The 17,578-nt window shown below is 67.8% G+C and carries 16 protein-coding genes; 8 read left to right on the top strand and 8 right to left on the bottom strand.

Going from position 1 to position 17,578, the window contains the following annotated elements; all coding sequences use genetic code 11:
* Positions 1-23: 23 nt before the first annotated feature.
* From ASG12_RS19165 to ASG12_RS19140, 6 genes are all read left to right on the top strand, one after another.
* Positions 24-1,679 carry a uroporphyrinogen-III synthase gene (locus ASG12_RS19165; protein WP_055793151.1) on the top strand — a complete coding sequence of 552 codons (1,656 nt, stop codon included), beginning with the start codon at positions 24-26 and terminating at the stop codon, positions 1,677-1,679.
* A gap of 4 nt (positions 1,680-1,683) precedes the next feature.
* Positions 1,684-2,667 (top strand): porphobilinogen synthase, encoded by a 984-nt coding sequence (hemB, locus tag ASG12_RS19160; RefSeq protein ID WP_055793149.1) that lies wholly within the window; start codon positions 1,684-1,686, stop codon positions 2,665-2,667.
* A 66-nt stretch (positions 2,668-2,733) separates the two neighbouring features.
* Positions 2,734-3,684 (top strand): hypothetical protein, encoded by a 951-nt coding sequence (locus tag ASG12_RS19155; protein ID WP_156378191.1) that lies wholly within the window; start codon positions 2,734-2,736, stop codon positions 3,682-3,684.
* Complete coding sequence (locus ASG12_RS19150) at positions 3,681-4,073, top strand: hypothetical protein (protein ID WP_055793143.1); 393 nt, start codon at positions 3,681-3,683, stop codon at positions 4,071-4,073. The genes ASG12_RS19155 and ASG12_RS19150 overlap by 4 nt, the downstream gene beginning before the upstream one ends.
* Entirely contained in the window at positions 4,066-4,686 is a 621-nt protein-coding gene (locus ASG12_RS19145) for a DUF3093 domain-containing protein (protein ID WP_200932813.1), read from the top strand. The genes ASG12_RS19150 and ASG12_RS19145 overlap by 8 nt, the downstream gene beginning before the upstream one ends.
* Positions 4,683-4,985, top strand: coding sequence for a hypothetical protein (locus ASG12_RS19140; RefSeq protein WP_055793141.1), 303 nt, complete (start codon positions 4,683-4,685; stop codon positions 4,983-4,985). Before ASG12_RS19145 ends, ASG12_RS19140 begins: the two co-directional genes overlap by 4 nt.
* Here the strand turns inward: ASG12_RS19140 and ASG12_RS19135 are convergent.
* A complete protein-coding gene (locus tag ASG12_RS19135; RefSeq protein ID WP_055793138.1) occupies positions 4,963-6,978 on the bottom strand; it encodes an acyl-CoA dehydrogenase family protein in 2,016 nt (671 codons plus the stop codon). The two genes, ASG12_RS19140 and ASG12_RS19135, sit on opposite strands and share 23 nt — an antisense overlap.
* Positions 6,979-7,257: 279 nt before the next feature.
* On the opposite strand from ASG12_RS19135, the gene ASG12_RS19130 reads away from it, so the two are divergent.
* Positions 7,258-7,704 carry an Hsp20/alpha crystallin family protein gene (locus ASG12_RS19130; protein ID WP_055793135.1) on the top strand — a complete coding sequence of 149 codons (447 nt, stop codon included), beginning with the start codon at positions 7,258-7,260 and terminating at the stop codon, positions 7,702-7,704.
* 40 nt (positions 7,705-7,744) lie between these two features.
* On the opposite strand, the gene ASG12_RS19125 is transcribed toward ASG12_RS19130, so the two are convergent.
* The 7 genes from ASG12_RS19125 to ASG12_RS19095 all read right to left on the bottom strand — a co-directional run bounded on the left by ASG12_RS19125 (position 7,745) and on the right by ASG12_RS19095 (position 16,427).
* Positions 7,745-8,761, bottom strand: coding sequence for an agmatine deiminase family protein (locus tag ASG12_RS19125; RefSeq protein ID WP_055793869.1), 1,017 nt, complete (start codon positions 8,759-8,761; stop codon positions 7,745-7,747).
* A gap of 23 nt (positions 8,762-8,784) precedes the next feature.
* A complete protein-coding gene (locus ASG12_RS19120; RefSeq protein WP_055793131.1) occupies positions 8,785-9,738 on the bottom strand; it encodes a nitrilase-related carbon-nitrogen hydrolase in 954 nt (317 codons plus the stop codon).
* A 123-nt stretch (positions 9,739-9,861) separates the two neighbouring features.
* The gene (locus ASG12_RS19115) at positions 9,862-11,535 is read right to left on the bottom strand and encodes an ABC transporter family substrate-binding protein (RefSeq protein ID WP_055793129.1); all 1,674 of its coding nucleotides are present in this window, start codon (positions 11,533-11,535) and stop codon (positions 9,862-9,864) included.
* A 39-nt stretch (positions 11,536-11,574) separates the two neighbouring features.
* On the bottom strand, positions 11,575-13,656 hold the full coding sequence (locus tag ASG12_RS19110; RefSeq protein WP_055793127.1) for an ABC transporter ATP-binding protein: 2,082 nt from the start codon (positions 13,654-13,656) through the stop codon (positions 11,575-11,577).
* Complete coding sequence (locus tag ASG12_RS19105) at positions 13,653-14,612, bottom strand: ABC transporter permease (protein WP_235457591.1); 960 nt, start codon at positions 14,610-14,612, stop codon at positions 13,653-13,655. The genes ASG12_RS19110 and ASG12_RS19105 overlap by 4 nt, the downstream gene beginning before the upstream one ends.
* Before the next feature lie 79 nt (positions 14,613-14,691).
* A complete protein-coding gene (locus ASG12_RS19100; RefSeq protein ID WP_055793124.1) occupies positions 14,692-15,675 on the bottom strand; it encodes an ABC transporter permease in 984 nt (327 codons plus the stop codon).
* 158 nt (positions 15,676-15,833) lie between these two features.
* Positions 15,834-16,427: a TetR/AcrR family transcriptional regulator C-terminal domain-containing protein gene (locus ASG12_RS19095; RefSeq protein ID WP_055793120.1), complete on the bottom strand. Its 594-nt coding sequence runs from the start codon at positions 16,425-16,427 to the stop codon at positions 15,834-15,836.
* Positions 16,428-16,543: 116 nt separating this feature from the next.
* On the opposite strand from ASG12_RS19095, the gene ASG12_RS19090 reads away from it, so the two are divergent.
* The gene (locus ASG12_RS19090; RefSeq protein WP_055793118.1) at positions 16,544-17,578 is read left to right on the top strand and encodes a zinc-dependent alcohol dehydrogenase family protein; all 1,035 of its coding nucleotides are present in this window, start codon (positions 16,544-16,546) and stop codon (positions 17,576-17,578) included.

Raw genomic sequence — 17,578 nt, 5'->3', positions numbered from 1 at the left:
GCACGGGTCAGGAGAGCGCACGAATGAGCCGTACGAAGAAGGCCAGTCCGGGTCGGATCCTGTTTGTCGGATCGGGCCCCGGAGATCCGGCACTGCTGACGCTTCGCGCCCGAGACGCCATCGCCTCGGCGAGCACCGTGTTCGTCGACGCCGACGTCCCCGCGGGTGTCACCGCTCTCATCGGGGCCGACATCCCGGTCGAGGAGCCCGTCGTCCGCCGGCCCGAACCCTCGTCGGCCGACGCGACCGTCGACGGTGACGACGCCCCCGTCGACACCCCGCCCGCCGCGGACGATCAGGACCCCTCGGGTGCACGCATCCGTCCGGCACTCGGTGATCCGGGCGAGGTCGCCAAGACGCTGCTCGCCGCCGCGAAGGCCGGTGACGACGTGGTCCGCCTGGTCTCCGGCGATCCGCTGACCACCGATTCCGTTCTCGCCGAGGTCACCGCCGTCGCCCGTACCTCGGTCGGCTTCGAGGTCATCCCCGGACTCCCGGCCGCCGCCGCGGTGCCGAGCTACGCGGGCATGCCGCTGGGCTCGTCGCACACCGAGGCCGACGTCCGCGGCGAGGTCGACTGGGCCGCGCTCGCGGCCGCCCCCGGCCCGCTCGTGCTCCACGCCACCGCAGGTCACCTGGCCGAGACGGCCAGCGCCCTCACCGAGCACGGTGTCGCGGCGCAGACGCCGGTCGCGGTCACCGTCAACGGCACCACCTGCCAGCAGCGCACCATCGAGGCGACGCTGGCCACGCTCAACGACAAGGGCGCGGGTCTGCAGGGACCGCTCATCGTCACCATCGGCAAGGTCGTCGCCCAGCGCGGCAAGCTGAGCTGGTGGGAGTCGCGCGCCCTGTACGGCTGGACCGTTCTGGTGCCGCGCACGAAGGATCAGGCCGGCGACATGAGCGATCGGCTCGTCGTCCACGGCGCGATCCCCATGGAGGTGCCGACCATCGCCGTCGAGCCGCCGCGCAGTCCCGCGCAGATGGAACGTGCCGTCAAGGGTCTCGTCGACGGCCGCTACCAGTGGGTGGTGTTCACCTCCACCAACGCCGTGCGCGCGGTGTGGGAGAAGTTCGCCGAATTCGGTTTGGACGCACGCGCGTTCAGCGGCGTCAAGATCGCCTGCGTCGGCGAGGCCACCGCGGAGAAGGTGCGTACCTTCGGCATCAACCCCGAACTCATCCCGAGCGGCGAGCAGTCGTCGCTGGGTCTGCTCGACGACTTCCCGCCCTACGACGACGTGTTCGACCCGGTGAACCGGATCCTGTTGCCGCGCGCCGACATCGCGACCGAGACCCTCTCGGAGGGTCTGCGTGACCGTGGCTGGGAGATCGACGACGTCACCGCCTACCGCACCGTGCGGGCGGCACCGCCGCCGGCGACGACCCGCGAGATGATCAAGACCGGTGGGTTCGACGCGGTCTGCTTCACCTCGAGCTCCACCGTCCGCAATCTCGTCGGCATCGCGGGCAAGCCGCACGCGCGCACCATCGTGGCGTGCATCGGACCCAAGACCGCCGAGACGGCAACGGAATTCGGCCTGCGGGTCGATGTCCAGCCCGAGTCGGCGTCGGTGCCCGATCTCGTCGACGCGCTCGCCGAGCACGCCTCGCGTCTGCGTGCCGAGGGTGCTCTGCCCCCGCCGCGCAAGAAGGCCCGGCGCTCCCGGTCCTGATCTCATGACCCCGCATCCCTACATCCGGCCGCGTCGGCTGCGCACCACTCCGGCCATGCGTCGGTTGGTGGCCCAGACATCGTTGGAGCCACGGCATCTCGTGCTCCCGATGTTCGTGGCCGACGGCCTCGACGAGCCGCAGCCGATCTCGTCGATGCCCGGCGTCGTGCAGCACACGCTCGATTCGTTGCGCGCAGCCGCGGCCGAGGCCGTGTCCGCCGGTGTCGGGGGGCTCATGGTGTTCGGTGTGCCGCGCGCCGAGGACAAGGACGCCACCGGTTCCGGGGCCGATGACCCCGAGGGGATCCTCAACCGCGGATTGCGGGCGTTGCGAGACGAATTCGGTGACTCCACCGTGCTGATGGCCGACACCTGTCTCGACGAGTTCACCGACCACGGGCACTGCGGCGTGCTCGATCATTCCGGTCGCGTCGACAACGACGCCTCGCTCGACCGCTACGTGTCGATGGCGCTCGCGCAGGCGAACGCGGGCGCGCACCTACTCGGTCCGAGCGGGATGATGGACGGCCAGGTCGGGGTGATCCGCGACGCGCTCGACGACGCCGGCCACACCGACACCGGCATCCTCGCCTACACAGCCAAGTACGCCTCGGCGTTCTACGGCCCGTTCCGCGAGGCCGTCGGCTCCACGCTGCAGGGGGACCGGCGCACCTATCAGCAGGATCCGGCGAACCGCGACGAGGCGATGCGGGAACTCGAACTCGATCTCGCCGAGGGCGCCGACATCGTGATGGTGAAGCCGGCGATGAGCTACCTCGACATCGTGCGGGACGTGGCGAACGCGACCGACGCACCGATCGCGGCCTATCAGATCTCGGGTGAGTACTCGATGATCACCGCCGCGGCAGAGCGTGGCTGGATCGACCGCGACGCCGCGATCATGGAGTCGGTGACCTCGATCCGCCGGGCCGGCGCCTCGATCGTCCTCACCTACTGGGCCACCGAGGTCGCACAGCGCTTGGGCTGACCCTCTTTCGGCCACCTGAGCTGGGCGGACACTGTCGGATGCGGGTGGGGCACTACTCTGTGTGCCATGTCGTACCCGTCGAATCCGCGGCCGCCTCAGCCGGGGCCGCCGAACCAGGGCACCCATCCGGAGTCCGGTCCGCAGAACACGAAGCCGACCCTGGCCACGCCGATGGCGATCGGGACCGAGCTGTGGCTCGTCGTGATCGTGATGCAGGCCATCGCCTACGGCGGTCAGTACTCCGCCGCGGCCGATTCGGTGCGCAGGGCGGCGCGCGAGGCGTCGACCGAGCAGTCCGACCTCATGGCGTCGACCGGTCTCATCGTCGGGGTGTTCGTGGGTGTCGGTGTGGTCGTGACGGCGGTGTCGTTGCTGCTGGTGTGGCTGGCGCGGTCGGGCCACAACTGGGCGCGCCTGGTGCTGTCGTTCCTCAGCGGTTTCCTCGTGGTGCAGGCGGTGTTCTCGCTCTTCGGTGACGGGGGTCCCGCGTGGACGACCATCCCGTCGGTCATCAGCGGGGTCGCGGCTCTCGGCGCGGGATACCTGTTGCTGCAGAAGGACTCGGAGAAGTACTGCCGCGACATGGCGGTCCACCGCCGCGGTGGCGCCACCCCCACGCCCGGATACCCGCCCGCCCCGTACCCGCCTGCCCAGTACCCACCGGCCCAGCACTCGCCGGGCGCGCAGCAGCCGGGTCAGTACCCGCCCGCCCCGTACCCGCCCTCGCCGCAGTACGACCCGAACCGGTACCAGCCACCGACGCAGCCGTACCCGGGACAGCAGCACAGCCAGGGACAGCAACCGAGCCCGTATTACGACCCGCACGCCTATGACCCCCGGACGTTCGATCCGCAGGCGTATCAGCAGTCGCCACCGTCACCGCCCGCCGACGACCGCGCATCCGCGCGGCCGGCGACGGGGGAGAACGTGCGCGAGCGCGACCTGTCCGCGCCCGACGATCGATCCGGGGACACCCCGTCCGGAGATGCCCCGTCCGACGACGAGTCACGTCGATGAGCGGCGGTGACGTCGCCGTCCCGACGATGGCGGTGTGGGCCGCGCGGCTGTGGCTGGCCTCGGCGGTGTTGTTCGGGGTCTCGGCGGTGTGGTTCCTGTGGATCGGCATCGGCAGTGCGAGCGCATTCGGCATAGGCCTGGGCGTCATCAGCATCGCGATCGCCGCAGCGGTCTACATCCTGGGTCGCCGGGCCGCGACGCCCGACGCGCGCTGGCGGTCGACGGTGTCGGTGCTGACCCTCGTGGTCACCATGGCCGGGATGCTGGTCGCGGTCCTGTTCTTCGACCCGTTCCTGCTGGTCAGCGGGTTGGTCGGTCTCGTCGGATCGATGATGGCGTACCGGCCCGCGGCCGAGAAGTGGTTCAGCGGGGGTGCGATCGGTGGCTGATCCGCGCCACCCCGGCCGCAAGGAAGACTCCGACCAGGGATCCGACGAGGACGCCGGCACGGTGCTGTTCCGTGAGAACGGCGGCAGCTGGTGGGTGGTGTCGATCGGGCCGCTGCTCATCGCGGCGGTCGTCGCGGTCGAGGCGACCGGCCCGGGTCAGATCCACTGGCCGGTGCTGTCGATCTTCTTCGTGGTGCTCACGGGTTTCGCGCTCATCCAGGTCTACGCCGCGCGCCAACACGTCAGTGTGTGCCTCACCGAGACCACGCTGCGCCAGGGCGTGAAGACGATCCCGCTCACCGACATCGAGAAGATCCACCCGGAGAACAACGCCCCCGATCCGAAGGACTGGGAAAGCGCCTCGGCGCTCGGTGAGCTGTCGGGTGTGCCGCGTCGGCGCACCGGCATCGGCCTGACCCTCACCTCGGGGAAGTTGACCCAGGCCTGGGCTCGCGATCACCGACGCCTTCGTCAGGAACTGACCGAGGCGCTCCTCGCGGTGCAGATGGGCCTCGGCCCGCGTGGCGGCGCTGAACGCAACCCGAGCGGGCCCGACCTCACGAAGCCCTCCGACACCACGCCGGACCTCGACGACTCCGACGAGACGTCGTGAACGCCCGACGACATCTGGTCGCCGGGGTGGCGGTGGTCGTCGCGCTGGTGTTCGTGGCGCTGGCGGTGTGGCTGGCACTCACCTCGGTCACCACCGCGGACTACCCGCCGCTGACCATCGACGACCGCACGGTGGGTGGCCCGTATTCGTTGACGACGTATAGCGGCAACAGGATCGGCGGCGCGACGGCGTGCGTGCTCGCTGCCGTGATCGCCACCTACGTCGCGGTCACCCGGGTGCTCCCGCGCCGCCGCGGCGACACGGGAGCAGGGGCTCTCAGCCCTCCATCGCCACGGTGAGCAGCGCCTCGGGAACGCCGAAGGCGTCGACGAGGGTCTGCGCGTGCGGCCGGAGTTCCTTGCACAGTTCGTTCACGCCACGCCGGATCGCCTTGGCGCGCTCCACCGACACGTGGCGGTGCATGAGGAACCAGTCGAGGTCGTCCTCGAGCGCGGAGTAGACGAACAGGTCGCAGACGGTGCCGAGCAGGTCGGCGGCGGCCTTGCTGTCGCAGTTCTCGATGCCCTCGATGAACGCCTCGAGAACCACGCGCTCCATGTGGGCGTGGCCCACCTTCAGCAGGTGATCCTGGGCGTTGTTGAACACCTCGAACGCGTCGGCGTCCTCGGCCGTCGCGCGGCGCAGCCGGTTGGCGCAGGTGCGCAGGAGGTGATCCTCGCGGTTGCGGAACAGGCGGATCTGCGTGGCGCGGTTCGACAGCTCCGACTCCTCGGGATCCTCGCCGGAGGAGTCGAGCAGGGTCTGCACCACCTGGCGGGCGGCCGACTTCTCGAGGATGACGTCGCGGGCCATGTCGGCGATGAAGCGCGCCCAGCCCACCGTGTTCAGCCCGCGGACGTCCTCGGCGTAGGCCGAGAGCAGTTCCTTCGCGACGAGCTGCGTCAGCACGGTGTTGTCGCCCTCGAACGTGGTGAACACGTCGATGTCGCCGCGCATGATCGACAGCTGGTTCTCGTCGAGGTAGCCGTTGCCACCACAGGCCTCACGACAGACGTTGATCGAGTGCGATGCGTGCCAGGTGGTCATCGCCTTGAGTCCGGCGGCCGCGCTCTCGAGCTGGCGTTGACGGCCCGCCATCGAGTCGTCGCCCTCGGTGTCCTCGGGGTTGGCCGTCTGGACCTCGTGCAGTTCCTCGACCACCTCGTTCTGTGCGAAGGCCAGCGCGTACGACTTGGCGATGAGCGGCAACAGCTTCCGCTGATGTGCCAGGTAGTCCATGATCACGATCTCGTCGTCGGAGTCGGGCGCCTCGAACTGGCGACGCTCGAGCCCGTAGCGCGTGGCGATCGCCAGGGCCTTGCGTCCGGCTGCGCCCGCGGTGGCCGCCACCGACACGCGGCCACGGATCAGGGTGCCGAGCATGGTGAAGAACCGACGGTTCGGGTTGTCGATGGGGGAGTGGTAGCTGCCGTCGTCGTCGACGTCGGCGTACTTGTTGAGCAGGTTCTCCCGCGGGATGCGGACGTGGTCGAAGCTCAGGCGTCCGTTGTCGACTCCGGCGAGCCCGCCCTTGGGGCCGTCGTCCTCGATGGTGACACCGGGCATCGTCTCGCCCTTGTCGTCACGGATCGGCACCACGAAGCAGTGCACACCGTGGTCTTCGGGCTCCTGTCCCGGGCCCGCGGTCACGAGCTGGGCGAACACCGTCGCCAGCGACGCGTGCTGTGCCGCACCGCCGATGTAGTCCTTGGTCGCCGAGGGGGTGGTGGAGTGCACCACGAACTCGTCGGACTCACGGTCGTAGGTGGCGACGGTCTCGAGCGCCTGCACGTTGGAGCCGTGACCCTTCTCGGTCATCGCGAAGCATCCGAGCAGATCGAGGTCGATGAGCGGCTTCACGTACCTGTCGTGGTGACGTTTCGTGCCGAGGTTCTCGATGGCCCCGCCGAACAGGCCCCACTGGACTCCGGCCTTCACCATCAGAGACAGGTCGGCATAGCCGAGCATCTCGATCGCGGTGATCGATGCGCCGACATCGCCGGTGCCACCGTGCTCGGTGCGGAAACCGGCGGCGGCGAAATCGAGCTCGCTGAGTTCGCGGATGTGCTCGAACGTCCGGTCGCGCGACTCCTGCATGGTCAGGGTCGGGTCGGGCAGGAGGTCGGTGCGGTCCATGTTCCGGCGCGCGTACTGCCGCGTCTCGCGCCAGCGGCCGTCGAGCGTGTACCGCAGATTCTCGACCAGGAGTTCACGATCGGCGGTGTCGCCGGCGCCGGTCTCACTCGGGTCCGGGGTGACTTCTTCGGTTACTGCCCTATCGGTGACTGACATATACCCACGTTACTCAGCGGTAGGGGGGTCAACACTGCATTGATGGTCACAGTTGCGGTCGATTTGTGGCGGTCGATCGAGATTCGATAACGAAAGTATAACGACGACAGCCGCGCGCTGTCCGATTCACCCCGAAGCTGCTGTGCAGGTGCGTGACTCGGCAAAAAAGTTCAGAATCGGGTCTGGCACTCGGCATGATCGAGTGCTAAATTCGGTGTCGCACAGTGATGGAGGGCTCGTCACCGGGACGGGCCACGGCGACACAGGAGGTGGGTTGCTGTGCTTCGTTTTGATCCTTTCACCGAGATGGACGCACTCGCCCGCGGTCTGCTCGACGGTCAGCCGACGGGATCGACGCGGACCCCGAGGTTCATGCCGATGGACCTCTGCAAGGTCGACGATCACTTTCTGCTGACCGCCGACCTCCCGGGCGTCGACCCGGGATCGGTCGATGTCAGTGTGGACAACGGGACTCTCACCCTCGCCGCGCAGCGCACCGCGCGCTCGGACGACTCGGTGCAGTGGTTGGCCAATGAGCGGTTCTCCGGGACCTATCGGCGTCAGCTCAGCCTGGGCGACAACATCGACGCCGCCGGGATCGAGGCCACCTACGAGAACGGTGTCCTCAGCGTGACGATTCCTGTCGCCGAGCGTGCCAAGCCGCGCACCATCGAAGTGCGGCAGAAGGATTCGCCTCGCTCCATCGAGGCCGAATCGGCGACCTGACGAGTCCCTCACCCAGGGCGGTACCCGTGAGCCGGGCGGCTCACGGGTACCGCCGTGTCGGCTGCTGGCAGGTGATGCAGTGGATGCCACCGCCACGGACGAACAGCGGTCGCGCGTCGACGGTGACCACCTCGCGTCCGGGATAGGCCGCGCCGAGGATCTCGGCCGCCGGCGCGTCGGACGGGTCGTCGAAGGCGCACGCGATGACGCCGCCGTTGACCACGAGATGGTTGATGTAGCTGTGGTCGACGAATCCGCCTGCGTCTCTGAGGTTCCGCGGTGCGGGGACCCGGACGATCGCCGGCACCGAACCGGCGGCGTCGGTGGCGGCGGAGAGCAGCTCGATGATCTCGGCGGTCACGGCGTGGTCGGGATGGCCGCGGTCGGTCTGATCGTGGACGAGCACCGTGCCCGGTGTCGGGAAGGCCGCGACGATGTCGACGTGCCCACGGGTGCCGAAGGTGTCGTTGTCGCGGGTCAGCCCGCGCGGCAACCAGATCGCGGTGGTGGTGCCGATCGTACGGGCGAGTTCGGCCTCGACCTGCTCACGCGTCCAGGTGCTGTTGCGGCCCTCGCCCCGTTGCACGGTCTCGGTGAGCAGCACGGTCCCCGCGCCGTCGACCTGAATACCGCCGCCCTCGTTGATCATCGGCGAGTCGACGAGTTCCGCGCCGGAGAGTTCGGCGATGAGTGTCGCGATGTGCTGGTCGCTGTCCCAGGTCGCCCAGTCGGCGGCGCCCCAGCCGTTGAACACCCAGTCGACCGCGCCGAGCGCCCCGTTCTCGTCGAGCACGAAGGTGGGGCCGATGTCGCGGGCCCAGGCGTCGTCCAGCGGGGCCTCGACGAGGGTGATCTCGCTCGACAGGTGGCGTCGCGCGTGGCTGATCTCGCCGGGATCGACGATCACCGTCACCGGTTCGAAGTCGGCGACCGCGTGCGCGACCGCCGCCCATGTCGCCCGTGCCTCTTCGTGTTCGGTCTCGGTGTCGCCGAGGGAATACCCCGCCACCGGGTAGGCCATCCAGACGCGTTCCTGCGCAACGGTCTCGGCGGGCATCCGCCAGTTCCGCTCGGCGGAGGTCACGGTGTCACCGGTGCCGTGAGTGACCCGTAGGTGTCGGGTCGACGGGTGGCGAGGAACGGGAACAGTGCGAGCCAGTCGCGCCGCTGATCCAGTTCGAGATCGGCGACCAGCGTCACCGACTCGTCCCGCGGGGCCGCAACGAGGATGCGCCCGAACGGATCACAGATGAACGACGACCCGTAGAACGTGATCGCGCCCTCGTCGCCGTGTCGGTTCGGCACGACCATGAACGTCGCGTTCGCGATCGCGTTGCCCACGATCACCTGCTGCCACAGCGGCTGTGTGTCGAAGTCGGGGAAGTCGGGCTCGGAACCGATCGCGGTCGGATAGACCAGGATCTCCGCTCCGGCCAGCGAATAGCTGCGCGTCACCTCGGCGAACCATTCGTCCCAACACGTCGGCAGTCCGATGGCCGCGTCGAGTCCCTCGGGTCGGTGCACCGGGTACGGGTCATCGGCCGGTCCGGCACGGAAGTAGGTGTCCTCGTAGTAGCCCGAGCTGATCGGGATGTGCAGTTTGTGGGTGTGCGCGACGATCTCGCCCCGCGGCGAAACCAGGATGGCGGTGTTCAGGCCGAGCCCGTCGGTCACACCGCTCGGGTCGGCCGGCGCTCGCTGATACAGCGACGCGTGGACGAAGAGGTCGTGGGCGCGGGCCATCTCGGCGGCGAACGTCGCGGTGGGTCCGGTGTTCAGGTCCTCGGCGTCGGCGCCCGGGTCGGTGCCGGCGCGTTCGAAAGCGGGATAGCGCCGCAGGGTCAGTTCGGGCAGGAACACCGCTCGGGCGCCCTCGTGTGCCGCCGCGGCGATCCCGTCCGCGAGCTCGGCGCGCAGGTCGTCGGGGTCGGTGTGCCACCGATGCTGGACCAGCGCGACCCGCAACGGATCGCGCGTCGGCGCCTCGTACCGGCACGGCGGCGCGGGCACCGCGGGGGCGACGATCGTGCGCATCAGGTCTCCTTCGAGTTTAACGAATGCTATTCGTTAAACGATAACCCCGCAGTCCTCGGCCCGCAATGCCGAACGCACCCCGGCGCTGGGCCGGGGTGCGTTCGGATTCACGGTCGAGGCCGGCTACTTCTGGTAGCCGATGTCCTGGACGCGTCCGATGTAGAACAGGCCCGCGCCGTAGTTCGCCAGCTTTTCCTTGGTGGCGACAATGGTCGGCCCGTTGTCGAGCGGGAGATTGGAGTACTGAGCCAGCAGCGTGCGCTCGAGGGTATTTCCTGCGGCGATCTGAGCGGCCGGATCGGCGATCTCGCCGACGGCCCGAATCTGCTTGTCCAACTCGGGGGTTCCTGCGCCGGCTTGATTCAGCTGAGAACCCGAGCACCAGAACTGGCAGAAGTACGCGTAGCCGAACGGGTCGCTCGAACTCACCCCGGAGAGGAAGAAGTCGAACTTCTTGTTCGTCACGACATCGGAGAACTCACTCGACGACTTCTGCTGGATCTGCAGATCCACACCCACTGACTTCTCCATGGCCTGAATGGCCCGTGCCAGGTTCAGGATCGTCGGATCGTCACCGGTGAGCGGGAAGCTCAAGGACAGCTTCTGCCCGTCCTTGGTTCGGATGCCGTCTCCACCCGTCACCCATCCGGCGGAGTCGAGTTCACTCTTGGCCGCGCTGGTGTCGAAGTCGATGACTCCCTTGACGTTGTCCGCGTAGCCCTTCTGGAAAGGGTAGAGCCCAAACGACCCTGGCAAGGTCTCGCTGTACCCAAGGCCCTGAAAGAGCACATCGGCGACGACTTTCCGGTTGATTGCCTTGAGGATGGCGCTGCGTACCTTGATGTCGCGCAACGGCGGCGAGGCCAAGTTGAGGGTCGCGAGGTCCTGCGACGGCGTCGCGGACTTGCGGATCTGTGTTCCGCCGACCCCCTGGACCTGGGCAAGCCGGTCCTTCGTCCGCGCCGACACCGCGTCGATCTGACCGTTCTTGAAGGCGTTGATCGATGCCTGGCTGTCCATCTGCAGGAACACGCGCTGATCGAGCTTGCCGGCGTCACCCCACCACCTGGGGTTCCTCTCGAAGATGACTGTGCCCGATGTCTTGTCGAACGACTTCAACGCGTACGGCCCGGCGCCCAGTTCGGGGTGCGGGGAGTTGACGTAGCCGGTGTTGTAGAACGTCGGGTTGGCGGCCTTCGGGTGCAGGATGATGTTGAACAGGCTGTCGGGCCAGGCGTAGGTGCCGCGGAAGGTGACGACGGCCTGCTTGGAGTTCGTCCCCTGCACCACCGACGCGATCTGGGAGTAGCCGTCGGTGCTCGACGCCGCATACGCAGGGTCACTGCCGTTGTTCGTTTTCCAGGTCGCCTCGAAGGCGGTCCAGTCAATGGGCGTGCCGTCGTTGAAGGTCGCCTTCGGGTTGATCGTGTAGGTCACCACGGTGTTGCCGCCGACCTCGGCTTTCGAGTACCCCGTGAGGTAATCCGGGTCGGCCGACGCGGTGCCGTCGGGGCTGAAGGTGAACAGGGACGGGTTGCTCCACCGCCAGAGCGTGGTGGTGTAGAGCGTGCCGTCGGCCTGGAACGGGTTGAACTGGGGGGACACCTCGGGCAGAGCCGTGGTGAGCTTCCCTCCGTCGGCGATGTTGTCGCGCGGTTGGGCATTGATCTGCGCGGCCGTTTTCGACAGCGAGTCGTTGGTGTCCGACGAACTCGAGCTCGACGACCCGCCACAACCGGCGAGTGCCAGCGTGGCGACGACCGAGATCGCGCCGACGGCGAACATTTGGCGTTTCATGGGTGATCCTTTCGAGGGATGGTCACGAGCTGGCGGGCATCAGGAACGGACGGGGACGACCGTGTCGGCGAAGTGGCAGGCGTGCTGGTGGGCGGACCCTGCGTCGACCGACCGCAGCACCGGAACCTCACTGATGCAGGTCTTCTGGTCGCGTTCGGGCAGTGTGGGCCGCAGGGGACACCGGTTGTGGAACGAGCAACCCCCGGGCCGTGCACTCGGGCTGGGAAGTTCTCCGGTCAGCACCACCCGCTCGCGTGTGCGCTCGAGCGCAGGGTCCGGGATGGGGATCGCCGAGAGCAGCGCCCGCGTGTACGGATGGGTGGGTCGATCGAAGATGTCGGCGACGGTGCCGATCTCGACGAACTTCCCCAGATACATCACCGCGACGCGATCGGAGAGATGCCGCACCACCGACAGGTCGTGCGCGACGAACAGGTAGGCCACGCCGATCTCGCGCTTGAGTCGGTCGAGGAGATTGATGATCGAGGCCTGGATCGACACGTCGAGTGCCGACACCGGCTCGTCGAGCACCACGAGTGTGGGATTGACCGCGAGTGCACGTGCTATCCCGATGCGCTGGCGCTGCCCGCCGGAGAACGCGGCCGGGAAGCGTGCGGCGTGGGCGGGGTCGAGACCCACGAGGCGCATCAGCTCCGACACCCGGGCGTCGAGGTCCGACGTCGTGTCCCGGTAGGCCCGTAGCGGCTCGGCGATGATGTCGCGCACCGTCATCCGGGGGTTCAGTGATCCCATCGGGTCCTGGAATACGATCTGGACGGCCTTGCGTGCCGTCCGCAGCGCGCGACGCGACAGCGTCGAGAAGTCGGTGCCACCGATCTCGACGGTCCCGGTGGTGCCCGGCTCGGCCCGCAGGATCTCGAGCAACGTGGTCGTCTTGCCCGAACCCGATTCACCGACGATCGCCATCGTCTCGCCCCGGTGGACGTCGAAGTCGAGACCGTCGACGGCGTAGACCGATCCGATCCGACGGCGCAACAGTCCGGTGAGGATGGGGAACTCGCGGGTCAGCCCGCGCACACTCAACACGACATCGCGTGCCGCATCCGACACCCCGGCATCGGAGATCTTCTCACCGGGTGTGTCCGCGGCGAAGATCGCGGACCCGTCGATGAGACCGGCGCCGGAGATCTCGGCGGATCGGTGGCATGCGGCGAGATGGTCGGTGCCGATCTCGACGAGCGCTGGTTCGGTGGTGGTGCAGGCGGTCTCGACGGCCGGGCATCGCGGTGCGAAGGGGCAGGCATCGGCGACGTCGATCAGCACCGGCGGCTGTCCGGGGATCGGTACCAACGGCCCGGCCTGATCGCGGTCGATGCGTGGGATCGATGCGAGTAGACCTGCGGTGTAGGGCATCCGAGGTCCGGCGTACAGGTCTGTCGCGCTCGCCCGTTCGACGACCCGACCCGCGTACATCACCGCCACATCGTCGGCCGTCCCAGCGACCAGACCCAGGTCGTGGGTGATCAGCAGCAATGCGGCACCGGTCTCGCGTCGGATGGTCGTGAGCAGATCGATGACCTGTGCCTGGATGGTGACGTCGAGCGCAGTGGTCGGCTCGTCGGCGATGATCAGTTTCGGGTCGTTCGCGATGGCGATCGCGATGACCACGCGTTGGCGCATCCCGCCGGACAACTCATGGGGGAACGACGTCATCCGGCGCGCAGGGTCGGGGATCCCCACCAACTCCAGCAGTTCGGCGGCGCGGATGCGGGCCTGCGCTTTCGGTGTCGACGAGTGCGCGCGCAGCGCCTCGACGATCTGATCGCCGATCGTGTAGACGGGCGTGAGCGCGGTCAGCGGATCCTGGAAGATCATCGACATCTCGGACCCGCGGATGGTCGACATCGCGCGGTCGTCGAGACCGGCGAGTTCGGTGCCGGCGAAGCGGATCGAACCGGTGACCTCCGCGGTGTCGGGAAGCAGCCCCATGACCGCCAGCGACGTCACCGACTTGCCCGACCCGGACTCGCCGACGATCGCGGTGCAGCGACCGGCGGAGATGGTCAGATCCAGTCCGCGCACCGCGTCGAGGACCCCGGACTCGGTGGGGAACGACACTCGTAGATCGGTGAGCGAGAGAATCGGATCGCCGGCGGTCATGCGTGCGCTGCCTTCTCGCGACGGAGGGTGCGGGCGCGCCGTTTCCGTCGCCCGCCCGCCGATCCCGGGTCGAATGCGTCGCGCAGGCCGTCACCGATCAGCGACAACGACATGGTGAGCAGCGTGAGCACCGCAGCGGGGTACCAGAACAGCCATGGTGACGAGGTGATCGTGGACTGGCCGTCGGAGATGAGTGACCCCAGCGTCACGTCCGGGATCTTCACGCCGAATCCGAGGAACGACAGCGACGTCTCGGTGAGCACCACGGTGACCACACCGAGAACCGTCGAGACGATGATGAGCGACGACATGTTCGGGATGATGTGGCGCAACGAGATCCGGAACGGACCGAGCCCGAGGAACTTTCCGGCGCGCACGTAGTCCATCTCGCTCACCGACTGCGCCAGAGACCATGTGACGCGGGCCTGAAAGGGCCATCCGAAGATGATGAGCACCACGATCAGTGCCTTCCAGTCGCCGCCGTACCGGTTCGCGACGAGCGCGATGATCAGCAGTGACGGCACCACGAGCAGGAAATGGATGGACTGCAACGTGATCCGCTCGACCCAACCGCCGGTGTACGCGGCGACAGTACCGATGACGGTGGCGATGATCGTGGTCCCGAACGCGACAGCGAATGCGATCACCAGGGAGCGTTGCAGGCCGTGGACCAAGGAGGCGAAGAGGTCGACTCCCGCGTCGTTGGTGCCCAGCAGATGCTCGCCACCGGGAGACACGCCGAGGGCGGCGAAGTCCGGCGTCTTGTAGTCGTAGGAGGTGAACAGCGACCCCAGCAGGGCGAAGGCGATCAGCGCAACCAGGATGATCAGACCGACGATCGCCGTCCCGTTCCGCGCGAATCGGCGGGTGATCACCGCGCTCCGGCCGGAGCTGCGGTCGGTACCCGCCCCCTCGATGGCCAGGGCAGTGGTCTCCGCGCCGACCGGGTTTCCCACGGCAGGAACGGCATTGGCCAGCGAGCCGCTGGTGCTCGGAGATGTGTTGTCGGGAAGTGTCATGAGGTTTTCCGAGTCATCAGTTCAGCCGAATCCTGGGATCGAGGTAGACGAGGAGGAAGTCCGACAGGATGGCGCCCACAGCAGTGAGGGCGGCGCCGAAGGCCGCGGTGGCGACCACACCGTAGACATCGTTCTTGGCGATGGTGTCGACGAAGTACTTGCCCATACCGTTCCAGGCAAAGATCGACTCGGTGAGCACGGCTCCGGTGAACGCGGCGGGCACGGCGAACGCGACACTGGTCGCCACCGGGATGAGTGACGTGCGCAGTGCGTGCCGACGGACCGCAACCCCGCGGGTGAGGCCCTTGGCGCGGGCGAGTCGCACGTAGTCGCTGTTGAGGGTGTCCAGGAGCAGGCTGCGCTGGAGGATCTGAGTCCCCGCGTATCCCGTGATGATCAGGACCAGCGACGGCAGGATCAGATGCTGAGCCTTGTCGATCACCACCGACCAGAATCCGGTCACGCCCACGCCGGACGATCCGGTCACGTAGAAGATCGTGGAGCCGGCCGACTCGTTGATCGAGATCGCCAGGATCACCAGTGCCAGAGCCACGACGGGGACCGGGACCACCAGGGCGAACGAGGACGTGACCTGCAGGAGTCGGTCGGACAACCGGTACTGGCGCACCGCGGCGTACACCCCGAGACCGACACCGATGACGGTCATCAGCAGCGTGGCGCCGATGACCAACTGGAAGCTGGTCCAGGCGCGAAACCCGATCTGGCCGTTCACCGAATCGCCCACGGGCGACTGTCCCCAGTCCCAGTGCAGCACGATGCCCGAGATCCAGTGGTACCACCGCTCGAAGATCGACACCTTGTCGTTGAGGTTGTAGCGATCGAGCGTCGAGTCGACGACGGCCTCGGGCAGTGGGGGACGTCGCGCAAGGTAGTTCGATCTCGGCTCGAGGAGCGCGCTGGCGAGGAAGAAGACGAGGTTGGTGGCAACCACGATGAGGGCCACCCAACCCAGCGCCTTACGGAACAGAAAGCCGATCACCGTCTGTCAAGCCCCTTCTGTCGGTGGCCATCACGGTGCGTGCCACTGCTTCACTCACTATGCACCCATCGGTGTTTCCGTGGTGTTTCCTCGGAATATATGAGCGTCACAAATTTTTTGCCCGGCTCACGAACATATGGGGCGTTCTCGTTCGTTTGTCAGGTACCCCAGCCGACAATCAGTGCGGCGAGGCCGGATTCGAAGGCGCGGTGGGCGCGGTCCGGGGTGTCGACGTGGTCGAGTGCGCGCGCGAACGCGGGTTCGGTCACGTCGTCGTGTGCCCACACTTGCTGCGGGGCAGCGAGATCGAGCGCCGAACCGAGGACGAACGCGTCGAGCACGGTGATCGCGTCGAGAGTCTGTGTGGCGGTCAGGCCGGCGGCGTCGAAGGCGCGAGCCAGCGCCTCGTACATGGCGAGCGCGGCGCGGCTGCGCACAGTGTGGGTGGTCAGCAGAGGGATGAGGCGCGGGTGGGCGGCGTAGGCGTCGCGATACGACCGTGCGATGGCGGCCACGGTGTCGGCCCATCCCTTGTCGACGGCCGTGTCGATCTGCACCGAGGCCATGGCGCGGTCGCGCAGCAGTTCGATGATCTCGCCGCGGCCACCGATGTGGTTGTACAGCGACGACGGTCGAACTCCCAGTGCCGCAGCGACACCGGGCATCGTGAAGTCGCCGGTCGAGTCGACCGATCGCAGCGCGGTGTCGACGATGAGGTCGACCGACAGCAGCGGTGTACTCGGGCGGGGCACATGATCACAGTAGCGACCCCCGCGTCTTCCGTAGACTGGTCAGAGCGGCTGTCGGCGAAGACCCCAGCCCTCACACGCATCGCGCACGGCTCACCCGTGCTGTTCGGAGGATCACCATGAAGGCAACTCTCATCTACGGCAAGGGCGACATCCGGATCGAGAACGTCCCCGATCCGCAACTGAAGGATCCGACGGACGCCGTGGTCCGCGTCGTCCGTTCCTGCATCTGCGGCAGCGACCTGTGGCCCTACGGGTCGAAGGAGCCGTCGGACGAGGGCGCCCGCATCGGTCACGAGTTCCTCGGCGTCATCGAGGACGTGGGCTCCGAGGTCGGGGATCTCAAGCGCGGCGATCTCGTCGTCGCGCCGTTCGTGTGGGCCGACAACACCTGTGACTTCTGCGCCGAGGGCCTGCAGACCTCCTGTCGCCACGGAGGTGGCTGGGGCATGAATGGTGTCGACGGCGGCCAGGGCGAGGCGGTTCGCGTGCCGCAGGCCCAGGGCACCCTGGTGAAGCTGCCGGTCGCCGAGGACTCCGCACTGCTGCCGTCGCTGCTGACGTTGTCCGATGTGTTCTCCACCGGCCACCACTGTGCGGTCACCGCCGGTGTCGCCGAGGGTGACACCGTCACCGTCATCGGCGACGGTGCGGTCGGGCTGTCGGCGGTGCTCGCGGCCAAACGCCTCGGCGCCGAGCAGATCATCCTGATGGGTCGCCACACCGCGCGCACCGACCTCGGACGTGAGTTCGGTGCCACCGATGTGGTCGCCGAGCGCGGCGACGAGGGTATCGAGATGGTCCGCGAGCTCACCGGCGGCGACGGCACCCGCAAGGTGCTCGAGTGCGTCGGACACGAAGCGGCGATGGAGATGGCGTTGGGCGCGGTCCGCTCCGGTGGCACGGTCAGCCGTGTCGGCGTCCCGCAGTACAGCAAGGTGACCGCGGGCAGTCAGTTCTTCATGAACAACATCACGCTCACCGGCGGCGTCGCGCCTGCTCGCGCCTACATCGAGGAGCTCATGCCCGATGTGCTCGACGGAAAGGTCGAGCCGGGCAAGGTCTTCGACGTGAGCATGGGTCTCGACGACGTCCCGACCGGCTACCAACAGATGGCCGACCGCGAGGCCCTCAAGGTGATCGTCACGCCCTGA

Origin of the sequence: Williamsia sp. Leaf354, from assembly GCF_001424365.1 — a bacterium.
Classification (GTDB): Bacteria; Actinomycetota; Actinomycetes; order Mycobacteriales; family Mycobacteriaceae; genus Williamsia_A.
This window is presented reverse-complemented; position numbering and strand designations above follow the sequence as displayed.